A 16,879-nucleotide genomic window follows, 5' to 3' on the forward strand; every position below is an offset into this window, starting at 1 on the left:
AAGTCAAACGTCTCGGCCGTCCGCATCGAGGAAAGGGGTGAGAAGGCCGGGCAGCGCCTCATCCGCGAGACGGAGCGCCTCGCCGAGCGGGACGTCCTGCACGTCGATCCGCTGACGGCCGGCCGCGGTCGTGGCGACGAGCGTCGCCAGGCCTGCCCGGCGCTGGAAGAAGGACTGCCGCAGGTTCCAGCCGATGATGCCCTCGCACGCGAGCGCGCTCCGGCGCCGTACGAGCGAGCCCCGGCGGCTGACCAGGGTCGCCTCGATGAGGGCGTGGCCCAGCGATCGCGCGCGGTCCCACGCGAGGAACGCGGCGACCGGCAGCAGCACCAGCGACAGACGCCAGACCCACGCCGGCAGCCCGGCCGTCCACGACAGGACGAGGCAGGCCGCGACGGCGAGCGCGGCCAGGCCGACGGCACGCGTGTGGCGGCGGCGCGTCGCTCGCGGTCCGTGCGCGGTGAGCGGCGCGGTCACCGGCGCGGTACGGCCGAGGACGAGCGTCCCGACCCGTTCGGCCTCGGCGCGCGGCGCCGGAGGCAGCAGGAGCGACCCGCCGCGTTCGGCCCCGCGGCCGACGCGCAGGCCCGTGGTGATGGCCAGGCAGCGGGCGCCGCGAACGGCGCGGAGCAGCAGTGGCTCGCTGATCTCGACGCCGTGCAGCCGCCGCTCCTCGATCGTGATCGAGCGGGTGGTGATGAGCCCGCGGGTGACGTGGACCGTGCCCAGGGCGTTGCGCTTGAGCCGGAACCCGTAGAACGCCAGGACGTAGCCGAGCGTCGAGGCGACCGCGACGGCGACGACGAGCACGGCCACCAGCACCGCGATCTCGACCGGCAGCCCGGCGTTCTCCCAGCGGTTCAGCAGCTCGCTCACCGGCCCCAGCCGCCCGGGGTCGAGGTGCGCCTCGTTCACGGCCCGCCCGAAGACACCGGCGATCACCCCGACGGTGACCAGGCCGGTCAGCGTGAACGGGCCGTACCGTACCCACGCCGCGGGCACGCTCGCCAGCAGCGCCTCGCGCGGGGCCGCAGTCTCCTCCCGCGCTGCGTCCTCTCGCGCCGTATCGCGCCGCGCCGGTGCGCGGTGGAGGAGTTCGGCGCGCAGACGCGTGGCCTCGGCGACGTGCAGCGCGTCGAGCTTGACCGCCTCGTCCTTGCGGTCCGTACGGCCGGTGCCGACCTCCACCTTGGCCAGCCCGAGCGAGCGGTGCAGGAGGTTGGCCGTGACGTCGACCGTACGGATCCGGTCGCGGGGGACGGTCAGCAGCTGCCGCCGGAACAGGCCCCTGCGCACCTGGACCTGCTCGGCCGAGATCCGGTAGGTCGTGGTGAACCAGCGCAGCATGCCCGCCGCGACCACGGCGATGGTCCCGGTCAGGCTCCACCACGAGCCCTGGCCGCCCGCGGTGCCCGCGAAGACCAGGCCGACCAGCACCGGCCAGGCGCGCAGCAGCTCCTGGATCGGGTGGATCACCAGCATCCGCCCGGACAGCCGCCGCCACCCGTCCGTCTCGCTCATGTCGCGTCGCTCCGGTCGGCACTGGTGCCCTCGGTGAGCTCGTCGACGAGCCGCTGCGCGGTGTCGCGGTCAAGGCCGTGGATCTTCAGCGGGCCGGCCGCCGACGCCGTGGTCACCGTGACGTTGGCGAGCCTGAAGAGCTGCTCGAGCGGCCCGCGCTCGCTGTCGACGGTCTGGATGCGCGAGACCGGCGCGATACGCCGCTCCTGGTTGAACCAGCCGGACTGGGTGTAGACCGCCTCGGGGGTCGACTCCCACCGGTGCACGCGGTAACGCCACTGCGGCATGACGGTCACGTGCGCCGCGGCCACGACCACCGTCAGGACGAGCCCGGCGACGTGCGCGCCGAGACGCGCCGTGTCCTCGGCCAGCCAGACGATCTCGGCGGCGAGCAGCACCAGCCAGCCGGCCGCGGCGCGGACCGCCCAGTAGGCAAGGGCCCGCCGGCTCACCCGGTGCCGCGGTGGCCGGAGGCTCACCTCCGATGACTCCATGTCGTCGATCCTGGCAGAGCATGCCGTCTCGCTGAACAGCGGCACGTCCCTGATTAGACCATTACAAATGTCACGAGTCGCCGTCGAACGCGCCGAAGATCACGGCACGCTTCTCTCCGGGGAACAAGACGTGCATGATGGCGATCACCTGCGGAGACATCACCGCGGCGGGCCAGGCCCTGGACGACCTGGAACAGGATGACCCGGAACAGGATGAGCAGCCCTGCGCCGGGTCCGAGCCCGCGGGAGTGAACGATGCGTGACGGGGCGGATGCCAGGCACACGCTGGGGCGCCGACTCAGCTTCGCGGCCAAGGCCACGCGAGGCCATCTCGAACAGCGGCTGGCCGCCGCCGGGTCGAGCTTCGCCGTGTGGACGGCGCTGTTCGCGCTGAAGGCCCGGGGCCCGGTGATCCAGCGGGAGCTGGCCGGGATGCTGAACGTCGAGGGCCCCACCCTGACCCGTCGCCTCGCCCGGATGGAGGCCGAGGGGCTGATCGAGCGGCGCCGTACGAACGCGGACCGCCGGGCGGCCGTCGTCCGACTGACCGAGTCGGGGGAGGCGATGTACTCCCGGCTGTCGGACATCGTGAGCGCGGGCCGCGACGCCGTGTTCAAGGGCTTCTCCCCGCGGGAGATCGAGGAGTTCGTGGGTTATCTCGACCGCGTGATCGAGAACATCGAGTCGGCGAGCCCGTCGCGCCGCCAGGCGTCCACCCGCCGCTGAACACGGCACGTCGAACCCGCGGCGCCGGTTGGCGATTACATTCTCTGCATTTACCTATTTGCAGATTAATCAGCTAGCTAGTTGACAACGAGAGTCATAGTTAGTTAACAGATATGATATAATGGCAACGCAGGACCTTCTCTCGTGCTTTCGCGGAGGCCCCCCGGGATGAGCAGCACGATCTCGTACGGCGACGCCGTGAACGACGCGCTCGACCGGCTGCGGGGCGTGGGATTCGAGTTCGGGCCCGGTTTCGTCAACCACGCCCCGATGGTCGCCGAGACCCTGGCCACCGTCGGCTGCCGCGACCTCGTCGCCACCTGGGTCGAGCGGAACAAACGGCTTCGCGCCTACCTCGACCCGCCGGCGGGCGGCACTCCCCTGTCCGGCGACGACCCCGGCGAATGGCGGCCCGCGCTCGGCGACTTCCGGCGCGTGCTCGACTGGGTCGACATGTTCGACGCCCGGCTCTCCAGCAGGCCGTGGCCGGAGGTCCTGCTCGAGTGGTGGCCACGCCTGCTGCCCGGCATGTACGGCATGCTCACCCACGGCTTCATCCGCACCGCGCACGCCGTCCGCAGCCTCGCCGCCACCGACGAGCCCGGCCCATTGCAGCTGCGCGAGCTCGCGCACGGGCTGGGCTACTGGGCGGCGCGCCACACGCCGGTCCCGGCGGCCTCGGAGAAGAGCCTGCGGCTCCTGCCGGCCGCGCGTGAGGACATCGGCCTGTCGCTGAGCGCACTGACCGTCACCACCGCCGGGCTGTACGCCGAGCATGTCCCACGCCCCTCCGTCCCGCTCGTGCACTCGGTGACCGCGCCGGCGGCTCTCCGGCTGTTCCTCCCGCTGCTCCCGGCCGATCTCCACCGGCCCGCGTACGACACGCTGCGCCAGGCCGCCGCGGCGATGTGGGACACCTTCCCGAGCGGAGGCGGCGACGCCCCGGCGTCGGCCCCCGGCTACGAGCCGCCCTCGACCGAGCGCCTCCTCGTCGACGCCGTCGACTTCGGCGACGAGCACACGATCAAGCTGGCCGAGGCGTGCAAGCGGGAGTACGCCCTGCTGCCCGACCCCCGCTACCGCGCCGCCGCCGACATGCTGCTCCACCGGATGAAGACCGACGGACTCTGATCCCCTCCCCCGTCCACGGACGGGACGCGCGACGTCTCTACCGAAGGGCGATTCGCCCGGGTCCTCACCTCCTGGTGTAATCAGCGGAGCCATGGCGAAATGGTTTTCCCGCCAGGGCTGTTCACCGGTGGTAATCAATGGCAGACTCTGCCCGCGTTGTGGTGATCGGAGGTGGCGTCTTGGCGGTCGCGGCCCATTCGGCGAACCGTCCCACCGTCCGCCGCCGGATCGTGGGCGCACAGCTGCGCCGGCTGCGCGAGTCCTGCGGACTCGACCGGCGTCGGGCGGCCGACTGCATCGGGGTCGGCGAGTCGCGGCTGAGCCGGGTCGAGACCGGCCGTGCCGGTCTCGACGAGGACGACGTCAAGCGGCTCCTGGAGCTGTACGGCATCGACCGTCAGGAGGAGCGCGACGCCCTGCTGGCCCTGGTACAGGAGGCGAACCGGCCCGGGTGGCTCCAGGCCTTCAGCGGCGCGATGCCCGCCTGGTTCCGGCCGTACGTCGACCTGGAAGAGGCCGCGCAGGTCATCCGCACGTACGAGGTGCAGTTCGTCCCCGGTCTGCTGCAGACCGAGGACTACGCGCGCGCCGTCATCTCCCAGGGCCGGTCGATGTTGTCGGCCGAGGAGGTCGACCGCAGGGTCGAGCTGCGCCTGCGGCGCCAGCGCATCCTGACCGCCTCGAACCCCACACGCCTGTGGGCCGTCATCGACGAGGCGGCCCTGTGGCGTCCGATCGGCGGCCCGGAGGTGACGCGCGCCCAGCTGCGGGCGCTCCTGGACGCCGCGCGGCTCCAGCACATCACGGTGCAGGTCATGCCGTTCCACGTCGGCGGGCACGCCGGTGAGGCCGGGGCGTTCAGCATCCTGCGCTTCCCCGAGCCCGAGCTGCACGACATCGCGTACGTGGAGCAGCTCACCGGCGCGATGTACCTCGAACGCGACGACGACATGGACAGCTACGGCGCCACGATGGAACGCCTGTGCGTGCAGAGCGCGTCGCCGCAGGAGTCGATGGACCTGATCAGCAAGATCATCCGAGAGATCTGAGCCGGATCCCCGCGCGCTCCTTCGCGATCAGCCCGGCTCAGGGTGACTCAGGTCTCCTTGAGGATGCGGTTCAGCGTGTCGCGGATCGCGGTGGCCGGCTCGGCGTCGATGCAGAGCCGCTCCATGACCGCGAGGTAGTGGTCGACGTCCTCGCGCTTGTCGAGGTAGAGCGCGCTGGTGAGCTGCTCGAGGTAGACCACGTCGGGCAGGTCGCGCTCGGCGAACCGCAGGATGCTGAACGGCCCTCCCGCCGCCGCGTGCCCGCCCAGCTCGAAGGGGACGACCTGCAGCGTGACGTTCGGCGACTCGGTCATCTCCAGCAGATGCCGCAGCTGCTTGCGCATGACCTGCGCGCCGCCGAGCGGGCGCCGCAGCACGGCCTCGTCGACGACCGCCCACAGGTGCGGGGGCTCCTCGGCCTCCAGCAGCGACTGCCGCCGCATCCGCAGGCCGACGCGGCGCTCCACCTCGTGGCCGGGCGCGTCCGGGTGGCCCAGCAGCGTGACGGCGCGCGCGTAGTCCTCGGTCTGCAGCAGGCCGGGGACGAACTGGACCTCGTACGCGCGGATGCGGGACGCGGCCTCCTCCAGGCCGATGTAGACCTCGAACCAGGACGGGAGGATGTCGGAGTAGCTGTGCCACCAGCCGGGCTCGTTCGCCTGGTCGGCCAGCGCGAGCATCGCCTGGCGCTCTTCCGGGCCGGTCACCCCGTACAGCGTGAGCAGGTCGGCGACGTCGCGGCGCCGGAACCGTACGCGGCCGAGCTCCATGCGGCTGATCTTCGAGTGCGAGGCACGGATCGCCTCCCCCGCCTCCTCGCAGGTGATCTGCCGCTGTTCACGCAACCGGCGCAGCTGGGAACCCAGCACGATCCGCAGCACGGTGGGACCACCACGGTGATGACCGAACATGTTGGTGACGGCCGCATCGCCGCCGGGCTGGGACCCGATCATGTGCTTTCCCCTATGGACACTGGAATCGGCCTAGTGTCCCACTCACCGTTACCGATGCAACCCCCAAGGTAGCGTCGCTGCGTCAGCGGGATGTAGAACGTTCAACGAGCGACGGAGCCGCGCGGCCGACGCGCCCACGGGCCGGCCATTCCGGCGCGGACGGCCCGCGAGTCGAGCGCCGCACCTCACACACGTGGCGAAGCCGCAAGCGATCCGCATTTCGGCACTTTGCAGCCAGTTGACCGGTCAGTCCGAAATTTTCCGCCACTGGCCGAATCCGGCCATTGGAACGCGCCACAACGCGCGTGCACCTGTCGCGCGTACGTATGCCCGCATCCTGCCATCAGGCCGTCGCGGGTGACATCTGAACTGCCATTTCGTCTTCTCCGGGATCGGCGTGGCTCCCGTCGATCACGGAGAGCTGTTGTTCAATTACAGCAGGTGCTCGGCGGGATTGAGGGGGTGTTTTCGGACTCAACTCCCGCCCGAGAACAGATCGCAATCAAGGAGAAGGATCATGCCTCGTAGTCCGCAAGTCTCCCGCCTGGTCAGGGCCCTGCCGCCGGTCTGCGCCGCCGCACTGTCCATCGCCGCCGCCGCACCGGCCGCACAGGCCCGCACCGCGCCGGCTCCGGCGCCGGCCCTCGTCAACGGTGGATTCGAGGCACCGGCCATCCCGGCCAACGCCTTCATCCGGTACGGCACCGGAAGCACGATCGGCCCGTGGCGCGTCACCCAGGGGAACGTCGACCTGACGGGCGCCAGCTTCTGGCAGACCGCCGACGGCCGCCAGTCGCTGGACCTGGAGGGCAGCGAGTCCGGAACGGTCGAGCAGCGCCTCGCGACCCGCATCGGAGGCTGCTACACCGTGACCTTCGCACTCGCCGGGAACCCGGACGGCGGCCCGACGGTCAAGCGCGGCTACGCCCGGGTGGTCCAGCACACACTCGCGCACCCCACCGTCCAGAAGAACTTCATCTTCAACACGGCGGGCAAGTCGCGGACCAACATGGGCTACGTCGCGGAGCGGTTCCGGTTCCGCGCCTTCGCGTCGAACTCGACGCTCACCTTCGCCAGCACGACGGGCGGCGGTTACGGCCCGGTGATCGACGCGGTGAGCGTCGTGCAGTCCAACCCGGCCGACTGCCGTCTCGTCCGCCCGTAACGAACCGCCGGCGACACAGGCCCTTGCCCACCGCACCGGGTGGACAAGGGCCTACCGCTTTTCCACGGCGGGCGTCCCGAGCCGAGCGACAGGGCGAATGGGGGGTCCAAGGATCGCGGGGAGTCGTGATCCCTACCATTCGGGAGTTGCGTTCCGTGGCGGTCGCAGGGGAATCGCATGGACATCCGGTCACTTCGTGTGGACGCGGTGGACGCGCTCCCCGAGCCCCGCCGCCGGACCGAACCCGACCAGGAAGGCCCGACCATCGACATCTTGGGAGGTGTGCCCCTTCGCCGCGCCCCCCGGCCAAGCCCACCGACACCGACCTGAAACTCCCCCCTTGTAAACGAGAACTCGCCCCGACAACTACGGCCCACCCAGGCCCAACCCTGACAACTCCCGAAACAAGACCAACCCCCAAGCCACGTGGGGATGCAGAGGCAAAACCCCACAGAGGCACAGGGGCGAAGCCCCCAGACGGGGACGCGCATGGGGACGCGGGAGGCGAAGCCCCCAGAGGGGGGCGCGGGGGGCGAAGCCCCCGGACGGGGGCGCGGGGGGCGAAGCCCCCGGACGGGGGCGCGGGGGGCGAAGCCCCCGGACGGGGGCGCGGGGGGCGAAGCCCCCGCATGGGGGCGTGGGGGCAAAGCCCCCACATCGGGGGTTCCAGGGGGTCGCCCCCCTGGGCAAAATGAACGCGACGACCAAGGCCCGCAAGGGCATACGTCGCCAGAGTCCGTGGGGCGGGTGGGACTCGAACCCACGACCCAAGGATTATGAGTCCTCTGCTCTGACCGGCTGAGCTACCGCCCCGAACGTAGGTGTATCAAGCCCCCCTACCTTGCCCGGCGGGTCATGCCCGGCGCAACTCGGACACACCGGCCCCGCCCACGGTACGCCGAACGGCCGGACGTGGACGCATCCCGCACGAAGATCGCGTGACGGCGGTCACATTCGCCGCCGATCACCTTGCCCGTTTTGTCCGCCATCACCGCGACCACCAGTGCATTCAAGTCACACAAGTCCACCCCGCCACCAAAACGAGCGAGCAAATGCACGTGCATCTGGGTGTGCATTAGTTCTTGCATCCCTCTCGCGGACGGAGGAAGATAACCGATCTAGCCACTCGGTCCCGCCCCGAGTCCGTCTGGAGGCCCGCCAGATGCCCGTGTACAGCACAGCGTGCAGTTCCGGCATGGACGGCCGCCCCGCAATGAGGCGTCCGCATGCGGTACCGCGCGGAAGACCGCATGTGCTGCCGCCCCTCACGGTCTTCGAGCCCGGCGCGGACGGGGCCGACGGAGCGGTCTGCGCACTGCGGCCGACGAGCACCTCCTCCCGTCAGGCCCGCGAGTTCGCCACCACCACCCTGCGGGGATGGGGACTGGACGATCTCGTCGACGACGCCACCGTGATCATCTCCGAGCTCGTCACCAACGCCGTACGGCACGGCGTCCCCCCGTACGCCGCCGCGGCCGGAGACGCGCCGATCAAGCTCAGCCTCGTACGCCAGGGCGCGTTCGTCGTGGTCATCGTGTCCGACCCTAGCGAGGACGACCCCAAACAGCGCCCCGCCGACGACGTCTGCGAGAACGGCCGCGGCCTGCACGTGATCGAGGCGCTCAGCCGCGCCTGGGGGTGGACTCCGCTTCCCGGGATGGGCAAGGCGGTGTGGGCCGCGCTCGCGGTCCACTGATCCGGGCGAGAGCCCACGGTCCTCTACAGGACCGGGAAAGACCGCGTCCGCCAGGAGCGTTCCCGCCGCTGCCCGGAAAACGGACTCTGCACAGAAGCGGTCATAAATAGTCATGCTTTTGGCACAGGACGTGACCGTTGAGTCTCGGTAAACTGCCGCTGACCAACCCTCGGACTTCGGTATGCCCGCGGTACCCGCCACCATAAGGATTCCTATGCATTGGCGTGCCAGCGGACCGACCGGTGCACCGTCGGCAGCGGGCCGGCAAGCGAACCCCCCGCTGGTCGGGCGCCGCGAGGTCCTCGCCGAATTCGGCCGGCTCCTCGACACGATCGGCGACGGTTCCGCGCTGGTCGGCCTGTTCGGCGAACCGGGCGCGGGCAAGACACGGCTCCTCGCCGAGCTGGTCGCCGGCGCGCGGAGTCGCGGCATGGTCCCGCTGTCGGGACGCGCGGCCGAGTTCGAGCAGGAGATGCCGTTCGGCATGGTGATCGACGCGCTCGACGACCGCCTGGAGGAGAAGGGCCTGCCGGACGGCATCGACGAGGGGCCCGCCGCCCTTCTGGCCACGATCTTCCCGGCGTTGTCCGGGGAGAAGCCCGTGACATCGGCGGGCGACACCGACCTGACGGGGCTGGCACGCTACCGGCTCTATCGGGCGGTGCGGCAGTTGCTCAGCGAGCTGGCCGCCGAGTCGGGTCTGGTGCTGATCCTCGACGACGTGCACTGGGCCGACGACAGCTCGGTGGAGCTGCTCGACCATCTTCTGCGGCACCCGCCGCACGGCCCGGTGCTGATCGCCGTGGCCTATCGCCCCGCGCAGGCATCGGCGCGGCTGCGGGCGCTCATCGAGTCGCACGGCCACCAGATCACGGTGGGGCCGCTCAGCGAGGCCGAGGTCGCGGAGTTCCTCGGCCCCGACACGAGCCCGGAGCTGCGGCAGCGGCTGTACGAGGACAGCGGCGGCAACCCGTTCTACCTCGAGGCGCTCGCCCGCATGGAACAGGGTCCGCCCGACGCACGGCGGTCCGAGGCCGGCAGCGACGACCAGGACGATCTGCCCGCGCCCGTGCGTGCGGCGCTGCAGACCGAGCTGGGCGGCCTGTCGGACAACGCGCTGCTCGTGGCGCAGGCGGGCGCGGCGGCCGCCGACGAGTTCGAGCCGGCCGTGGCCGCGGCCGCCGCCGAGAAGCCGGAGGACGTCGCGCTGGAGGCGATCAGCGAGCTGGCCGCCCGCGACATCGTGCGGCCCGCCACGCCCGGCCGGTTCCGGTTCCGTCACCCGCTGGTCCGCAACGCCGTGTACGGGTCCGCGGCGGCCGGGTGGCGCCACGCCGCGCACGCGCGGATCGCCGCCCACCTGACCCAGCTCGGCGCGACCGCCGCCGTACGGGCCCGCCACGTCGAACGCTCGGGCGCGTTCGGCGATGAGAGCGCGATCGCCACGCTCATCGACGCGGCGCGCGCCGCCGCGCCCCAGGCTCCCGCCACCGCGGCGCACTGGTTCAAGGCCGGGCTGCGGCTGATGCCGACCGACCACGAGGCGCGGCCGGAGCTGTTGCTGGAGCTGGCCACCGTCCAGGCGGTGAGCGGCCAGATCACCAGCGGCCGCGACATGGCGCGCGAGGCGCTGCGCCTGCTGGCGCCGAACGACATCTCCCGGCGGTCGCGCGCGGCACGCGTCTGCGCGCTGATGGAACGCATGCTCGGCCGTCCGCACCAAGGCCGTACCGTGCTCCTGGACGAGTTGCACCGGATCTCCGACCCGCGCTCGGCCGCCGCCGTACGCCTGCGGCTGCGGCTCGTCGCCGACAGCCTGATCCGCAGCGACTTCCGGGCCGCCAACGCCGTGCTGGAGCTGATGCCCGACAGCGCGCCGGAATGGGAACCAGGGCTGGAGATGGCGACCGCGTCGCTACGCCCGCTGCCGTCGCTGGCCGCCGGGCGCATCGCCGAGGCGGTGCGGCACATCGACCGGGCCGATCGCCTCGTCGCCGCGGCGCCCGACGAGCACCTCGCCGAGTGGATGGACATCATCACCTGGCTGTGCTGGACCGAGACCATGATGGGACGGCACCAGAGCGCCCGGCGGCGCTTCGACCGCGCCATCACGGTCGCCCGGTCCACCGGGCAGAGCTACATGGTCCCCCACCTGATGGCCGGCCGGGCGCGCGCTCTCGTCATGCTCGGCCGGCTCGCCGACGCGGCGATCGCCGCCGAGGAGGCCGCCGGGGTAGCGCGGCTGCTCGGCACGGGCCAGGAGCTCGTCATGGCGCTGACCCAGCAGTGCCTCGTGGCGAGCTGGACCGGCGACGACGAGGAGGCCCTGCGGTTCGGGGAGCAGGCCATGGCCATGTCCGCCGACACGGTCGAGTGGTGGGGTGCGATGGCCCAGTACGTCCACGCACTCGCGCTCGTCAACTCCGGCCGGGTCGACGAGGGCGCCGAGGCCCTGGTGACGGCCTGCAACGGATTCGTCCGGCCCAAGATCGATCCGGCCGCGCTGATGGCGTGCTGTGAGGTGATGGCGCGGATCGAGGCCGAGCGCGCGCGGTGCGACGAGGCGCGGGTGTGGGTCGAGCGGGCGGCCAAGCTGGCGCATCCGAACGTCCCGGCCGGCGTCGGCCTCGCCACACTGGCACGCGCCCACCTTCAGCGGCCGGACGATCCGGCCGCCGCGGCCGAGAGCGCCCGCGAGGCGGCCGAGGTGCTCGAAGGAGCCGAGCTACGGGTCGACGCCGGCCGCGCCCGGCTGACCGCCGGCCTCGCGTACGCCGAGGTCGGCGAGCGCGAGCGCGCCCGGGAGGAGCTGCGCGCCGCCAGCGCCTTGTTCGAGGCGTGCGGGGCGCGCGCGCTCCAGGCCCAGGCCATCCGGGAGCTGCGGCGGCAGGGCGTACGGGTGCCCGGCGCCACCGGCCGTGGCGCCCACGGGCTGTCCCGGCGCGAGTACGAGGTCGCCGCGCTGGTCGCCGAAGGCCACACCAACCAGCAGATCGCCGAGAAGCTCTTCATCAGCGTCCGCACCGTCGAGACCCACCTGTCCCGGATCTTCACCAAACTCTCCGTCACATCGAGGGTCGGCGTGGTCAACGCGCTCGCCCGGCTCACCGAGGACTGAGCACGCGTAAGCACCGCGCTACGCGCCCTCGTCGGCGGCCGGAGCGCAGGTGAGGGCGGAAGTCAGGGTTTTCCACGACACGCGCGATCGACCGCGCTCGGCATGATGATGACCGTCCGCCCACGGGAGGGACCAAGACCATGGAGAAGCGCATCGCCCGGTTCACGCTGGAGGGCGTGCCGGACGCTCGGATCACGATGCATCCGTTCACGACCGAGGACGGCCTCGGCCTCTACCTCACGCGGTTCCACCGCGCCGACTGCGATGACGTCGTCCTGCTTCTCCACGGCCTGACGGCCTCCAGCGACATGTTCATCATGCCCGAGCACCGCAACTTCGCCACGTTCCTCCTCGACGAGGGCTTCAGCGACGTCTGGGCGCTCGACTTCCGCATGAGCAGCCGCTTCCCGTACGACGCCGAGACGCACCGCTACACCTTCGACGACATCGCCGACTGGGACTTTCCGGCCGCACTCGCCGAGCTGCGGTCGCACATCGGCGACCGCCGGGTGCACGTCGTCGCGCACTGCACCGGCGGGATCGCGTTCTCCATGAGCCTGTTCGGCGGGGCGGTCGACGACATTGCCAGCTTCACGAGCAACAGCGTCTCGCTGACGCCGCAGCCGCCGACCTGGTCGCGAGTGAAACTCGCGATCGCCCCGGCGGTGCAGGAGTACCTCCTGGGCCTGCCGTTCCTCGACCCGCGCTTCAGCCACGCGCCGACTCTCACCCGCGCGTGGCTGCTCTCCCGGCTGGTATCGCTGTTCCACCGCGAGTGCGACGTGAGCTCGTGCCACATGGCGAGCTTCATGTGGGGCAGCGGCCACCCGGCCCTGTACGAGCACGAGAACCTGCTGCCGGTCACCCACGAGCGGATGGCCGACCTGCTGGCCGCCACCGGCGCGCACTACTACCGGCACATCCGGAAGATGGTGCGGGCGGGGCACGCGGTCAAGTACGACCCGTCCGACCTCCGGCACGCCGGCCTGCCCGACGACTACCTCACGAACGCCGCCGAGATCACGACGCCGATCCTGTTCCTCGCCGGCGACCACAACCACGTGTTCCCCGGCTCCAACGCGCACTGCTACGGGCTGCTGGAGAAGATCACACCGGGATTGCACGAGTTCGCGACCCTGCCCGGCTACGGGCACATCGATCCGTTCATCGGGAAGAACTCGCACGTCGACGTGTTTCCCAAGATCGTCGACTTTCTCAAGCGGAAGGCCGCCTGACGTGGGGGCGGCCGAACACGTCGACGCGGTCATCGTCGGGTCGGGCTTCGGAGGCTCCGTCGCGGCCTACCGGCTGGCCGAGGCCGGCCGGTCCGTGGTGGTGCTGGAGCGTGGCCGCGCGTACCCGCCCGGCGGCTTCGCCCGTACGCCGGCCGAGATGAGCCGTGCGTTCTGGGACCCTGCCGAGCAGCTCTACGGCCTGTTCGACGTGTGGAGCTTCAGCGGGTTCGACTCGGTCGTCTCCAGCGGGCTGGGCGGCGGTTCGCTGATCTACGCCAACGTCCTGCTGCGCAAGGACGAGCACTGGTTCGTCAAGGAGGAGGCGCTGCCCGACGGCGGGTACGAATGCTGGCCGGTGAGCCGGGCCGAGCTCGACCCGCACTACGACGCGGTCGAGGCCATGCTCGGTGCCACGCCGTACCCTCTGGACCATCCCGCGTTCGCCTCCACGCCCAAGACGCACGCGATGCAGGACGCCGCGGCCGAGCTCGGGCTCGACTGGCAGCTGCCGCCGCTGGCGGTCAGCTTCGCGCCCGAGCCGGGGGCCGCGCCGGGCCTGGGCCTGCCGCTGGCCGACCGGCCGTACGGCAACCTGCACGGCGCGCCGCGTGTCTCCTGCCGGTTGTGCGGCGAGTGCAACATCGGCTGCAACGACGGGTCCAAGAACAGCCTCGACCACACCTACCTGTCCGCCGCGAAACACCACGGCGCCGACCTGCGCACGCTGCACGAGGTGCGGTCGATCCGGCCGCGGCCGGAGGGCGGCTACGAGGTCGACTACGTCGTGCACGACCCGCAGGACAAGGCCCGCAAGCCGCCGCCGCACACCATCTCCTGCGACCGTCTGGTGCTGGCCGCCGGCACCTACGGCACCTCCTACCTCCTGCTGCGCGACCGGGAGCGGTTCCCCGGGCTGAGCCAGGCGCTGGGCACCCGGTTCTCCGGCAACGGCGACCTGCTCACGTTCCTGCTCCGGGCCAAGGACCGCGCCCGCATCCGCCCGCTCGACGCGAGCCACGGGCCGGTCATCACCAGCACGATCAGGCTGCCCGACGAGGCCGACGGCGCCACCGGCCGCGGCGCCTACATCCAGGACGGCGGCTACCCGTCCTTCGTCGACTGGATGGTCGAGGAGGCCGACGTCACGCACGAGATCGCCCGCGCGGTCCGGATGCTGTTCGAGCGGTTCCGCGGGTTCATCTCCCACGCGCCGGAGACCCGCACCTCCAAGGAGCTGTCGGAGCTGATCGGCGACGGGGCGCTGTCGGTCAGCTCGCTGCCGCTGCTGGGCATGGGCCGCGACGTGCCCGACGGCGTGCTCCGGCTGCGGGGCGGCGATCTCGACGTCCGCTGGAGCGCCGAGACCAGCGACGCGTACTTCACCCGGGTCCGGGCCACGATGCAGCGCATCGCCCACGTGCTGGGCGCACGCTACGCCGACAACCCGATCTGGTTCCGCAAGCGGATCGTGACCGTGCATCCGCTGGGCGGCGCCCCGATGGGCCGCCATCCGGGCGAGGGGGTCTGCGACCCGTGGGGTGAGGTGTACGGCCATCCGGGCCTCTACATCGCCGACGGGGCGGCGCTGCCGGGCTCGGTGGGCGCCAACCCGTCACTGACCATCGCGGCGCTGGCGGACCGCATGTCCACCCGCCTGCTCGAGACGACCGGCCACGCTCGCGTGAGCCCGGTCGGGGGGACGGTGAACGGCAGGGCGCGCGAGCCGGAGAAACCTGGGGGTTCCCCGGATCGCACGTCGCTGTCGTTCACCGAGGAGATGAAGGGGTTCTACACCGACGGGGAGAACGCTCCCGGAGCCGGAGAGGCAGCCGGACGGGAGGCCGGGCGCACGCTCGGTTTCCGGCTGACCATCACGGTCGACGACGTGGAGCGTTTCTTGAAGGAGCCCGAGCACACCGCTCGGGCCGAGGGATGGATTGACGCCGCTGGCTGCGGGGGCCGGCGTCAAGTCGAGCGGGGCTGGTTCAACCTGTTCTCGCCGGGAGACGCACCGGATCGCCGCCTGATGCGATACCGCCTGCACTTCACCGACGACAAGAACCGGCCCCGCACCCTTTCCGGCTGGAAGGACATCCGCCACCACCCGGCGAGCCGCGTCTGGCCCGACACGACCACCCTCTACTTCCGCCTGCTGGAGGGCCACATCCCGGACGGCGGTGACGACGAGGCCGCCATCGCGGGCGCCGGCATCCTGCACCTGAGCGTGGAAGACTTCGCCCGCCAGCTGACGACGTTCCACACCACCGGCCCGCACGGCCTGAGCGCCCTCGAACGCTTCGCCGGCTTCTTCCTCGGCGAGCTCTGGGACCTCTACCGCCCGACGGTTTAGGTCCTGTCGGCGAAGAGGAGGAGCTCAGCGTGCCGTCGACGGCTCGACGGCGAAGACCTTGCCGGGATTGAAGATGCCCGCCGGGTCGAGGGCTTGCTTGATCGCGCGGTGCATGTCGAGGACGACGGGACCGGCCTCCGTCTCCAGGCCACGGCGCTTCAACAGACCGACGCCGTGTTCGCCGGTGACCGTGCCGCCGAGGCCGATCGCCTCGTCGACGATCCGCTCGAACGCCGCCTGAGCGCGGACGCGCGCGGCGTCGTCGTCCGAGGGGGTGATCATCAGGGGGTGCAGGTTGCCGTCGCCTGCGTGGGCGACGTTGGCGATGTGGATGTCGTATTCGCCGGCGATGCGTTCGATGCGTGCCAGCATCTCCGGGACCAGCATCTTCGGCACGCAGATGTCCTCGGTGAGCACCGGGCCGAGGCGTTCGACCGCCGGGTACGCGAGGCGGCGGGCGGCGAACAGCGCCTCGGCCTCCTCCGCGTCCGTCGACCGGGTGGTCCACGTCGCGCCCGCCGACTCGAAGCAGCCCAGCATCGCGTCGGCCTCCTCCTCACCGGCCTGGCCCGGAGCGTCGCACCGGCCGAGCAGGAGCACGTCCCCGCCGTCCGCGAGCCCCATGTTGCGCCACTCGTCCACCGCGCGCAGGCAGTGCCGGTCGATCAGTTCGAGCGCGCTCGGCACGATGCCGGCGGCGGCCACCGCGGCCACGGCCTCGCCCGCGGCGACCAGCGAGTCGAAGTACCCGACGACCGTACGCTCGGCCGCCCGCATTCCCCGCAGCCGTACGGTGATCTCGGTGATGATCCCGAGCGTGCCCTCGGAGCCGACCATCAGCCCGGCCAGGTCGTACCCGGCCACTCCCTTCGCCGTCCGCCGCCCGAGGCGTACGACGTCACCGCGCCCGACGACCGCCTCCAGGCCCAGCACGTAGTCACGTGTGACGCCGTACTTCACGCAGCACAGCCCGCCCGCGTTCGTCGCGACGTTGCCGCCGATCGTCGACCACGGCGCGCTCGCCGGGTCCGGCGGGTACCACAGCCCGTGCTCGGCGCACGCGCTCCGCAGGTCGTCGTTCACGACCCCGGGCTGCACGACGGCGAGCCGCTCATCCTTGTCGATCTTCAGCACCGCGTTCATCGCCTCGAAGGAGATGACCACGCATCCGTCGAGAGCGTTGGCCCCGCCGGAGAGCCCGGTACCCGCTCCCCGGGCGACGACCGGAACCCCGCGTGCGGCGCAGCGGGCCACCACCTCACGGACGTCGGCCGTCTCGCGTGGCCGCACCAGCGCCGCCGGCCGGCCGTACGGCGCCCATTCCGCCTCATCGTGCGCGTACGACGCCAGCACGTCGGCGTCCCGGACCACCCGCCCGCCGGGCAGCGCACGTTCCAGCTCGGCCACCACTTCTTCGGACATCACCGCCATAAGTGGACAC

General features: G+C 71.5%; 13 protein-coding genes and 1 tRNA gene. 9 read left to right on the top strand and 5 right to left on the bottom strand.

The annotated features are described in order from the left end of the window. Positions 1–3 precede the first annotated feature (3 nt). Both ABEA10_RS12995 and ABEA10_RS13000 read right to left on the bottom strand, forming a co-directional pair. Entirely contained in the window at positions 4–1,521 is a 1,518-nt protein-coding gene (locus ABEA10_RS12995) for a PH domain-containing protein (RefSeq protein WP_345462333.1), read from the bottom strand. After that, positions 1,518–2,015, bottom strand: a complete 498-nt coding sequence (locus ABEA10_RS13000; protein WP_345462336.1) for a PH domain-containing protein — start codon at positions 2,013–2,015, stop codon at positions 1,518–1,520. The genes ABEA10_RS12995 and ABEA10_RS13000 overlap by 4 nt, the downstream gene beginning before the upstream one ends. 134 nt (positions 2,016–2,149) lie before the next feature. Here ABEA10_RS13000 and ABEA10_RS13005 point away from each other — a divergent pair, with 134 nt between their 5' ends. The 4 genes from ABEA10_RS13005 to ABEA10_RS13020 all read left to right on the top strand — a co-directional run bounded on the left by ABEA10_RS13005 (position 2,150) and on the right by ABEA10_RS13020 (position 4,921). Beyond that, entirely contained in the window at positions 2,150–2,278 is a 129-nt protein-coding gene (locus tag ABEA10_RS13005; protein ID WP_329257490.1) for a hypothetical protein, read from the top strand. Then, the gene (locus tag ABEA10_RS13010; protein ID WP_345462341.1) at positions 2,271–2,741 is read left to right on the top strand and encodes a MarR family winged helix-turn-helix transcriptional regulator; all 471 of its coding nucleotides are present in this window, start codon (positions 2,271–2,273) and stop codon (positions 2,739–2,741) included. Before ABEA10_RS13005 ends, ABEA10_RS13010 begins: the two co-directional genes overlap by 8 nt. Before the next feature lie 168 nt (positions 2,742–2,909). Beyond that, positions 2,910–3,872, top strand: a complete 963-nt coding sequence (locus ABEA10_RS13015; protein WP_345462344.1) for a questin oxidase family protein — start codon at positions 2,910–2,912, stop codon at positions 3,870–3,872. 179 nt (positions 3,873–4,051) lie between these two features. After that, complete coding sequence (locus ABEA10_RS13020) at positions 4,052–4,921, top strand: helix-turn-helix domain-containing protein (protein WP_345462347.1); 870 nt, start codon at positions 4,052–4,054, stop codon at positions 4,919–4,921. A 47-nt stretch (positions 4,922–4,968) separates the two neighbouring features. On the opposite strand, the gene ABEA10_RS13025 is transcribed toward ABEA10_RS13020, so the two are convergent. Further along, the gene (locus tag ABEA10_RS13025) at positions 4,969–5,874 is read right to left on the bottom strand and encodes a helix-turn-helix domain-containing protein (protein ID WP_425550899.1); all 906 of its coding nucleotides are present in this window, start codon (positions 5,872–5,874) and stop codon (positions 4,969–4,971) included. Positions 5,875–6,391: 517 nt separating this feature from the next. Here ABEA10_RS13025 and ABEA10_RS13030 point away from each other — a divergent pair. Further along, positions 6,392–7,039, top strand: a complete 648-nt coding sequence (locus tag ABEA10_RS13030; protein ID WP_345462350.1) for a choice-of-anchor C family protein — start codon at positions 6,392–6,394, stop codon at positions 7,037–7,039. Between the two features lie 739 nt (positions 7,040–7,778). On the opposite strand, the gene ABEA10_RS13035 is transcribed toward ABEA10_RS13030, so the two are convergent. Next, positions 7,779–7,852: transfer RNA gene (locus ABEA10_RS13035), tRNA-Ile, on the bottom strand. Positions 7,853–8,291: 439 nt separating this feature from the next. Between ABEA10_RS13035 and ABEA10_RS13040 the strand changes: the two genes are divergently transcribed. The 4 genes from ABEA10_RS13040 (at position 8,292) to ABEA10_RS13055 (ending at position 15,438) form a co-directional block, all read left to right on the top strand. Further along, positions 8,292–8,735: an ATP-binding protein gene (locus tag ABEA10_RS13040; protein ID WP_345462353.1), complete on the top strand. Its 444-nt coding sequence runs from the start codon at positions 8,292–8,294 to the stop codon at positions 8,733–8,735. A gap of 214 nt (positions 8,736–8,949) precedes the next feature. Beyond that, positions 8,950–11,853 carry a helix-turn-helix transcriptional regulator gene (locus ABEA10_RS13045; RefSeq protein WP_345462356.1) on the top strand — a complete coding sequence of 968 codons (2,904 nt, stop codon included), beginning with the start codon at positions 8,950–8,952 and terminating at the stop codon, positions 11,851–11,853. Between the two features lie 140 nt (positions 11,854–11,993). Further along, positions 11,994–13,088, top strand: a complete 1,095-nt coding sequence (locus tag ABEA10_RS13050) for an alpha/beta hydrolase (RefSeq protein ID WP_345462359.1) — start codon at positions 11,994–11,996, stop codon at positions 13,086–13,088. A 1-nt stretch (position 13,089) separates the two neighbouring features. Beyond that, positions 13,090–15,438 (top strand): GMC oxidoreductase, encoded by a 2,349-nt coding sequence (locus ABEA10_RS13055; protein WP_345462362.1) that lies wholly within the window; start codon positions 13,090–13,092, stop codon positions 15,436–15,438. Positions 15,439–15,462: 24 nt separating this feature from the next. Here the strand turns inward: ABEA10_RS13055 and ABEA10_RS13060 are convergent, their stop codons facing one another. Continuing rightward, entirely contained in the window at positions 15,463–16,869 is a 1,407-nt protein-coding gene (locus ABEA10_RS13060) for an FAD-binding oxidoreductase (protein WP_345462365.1), read from the bottom strand. Positions 16,870–16,879: the final 10 nt, after the last annotated feature.

The sequence above is a fragment of the Actinoallomurus oryzae genome, from assembly GCF_039541955.1.
In the GTDB taxonomy this organism is placed as follows: Bacteria; Actinomycetota; Actinomycetes; order Streptosporangiales; family Streptosporangiaceae; genus Actinoallomurus; species Actinoallomurus oryzae.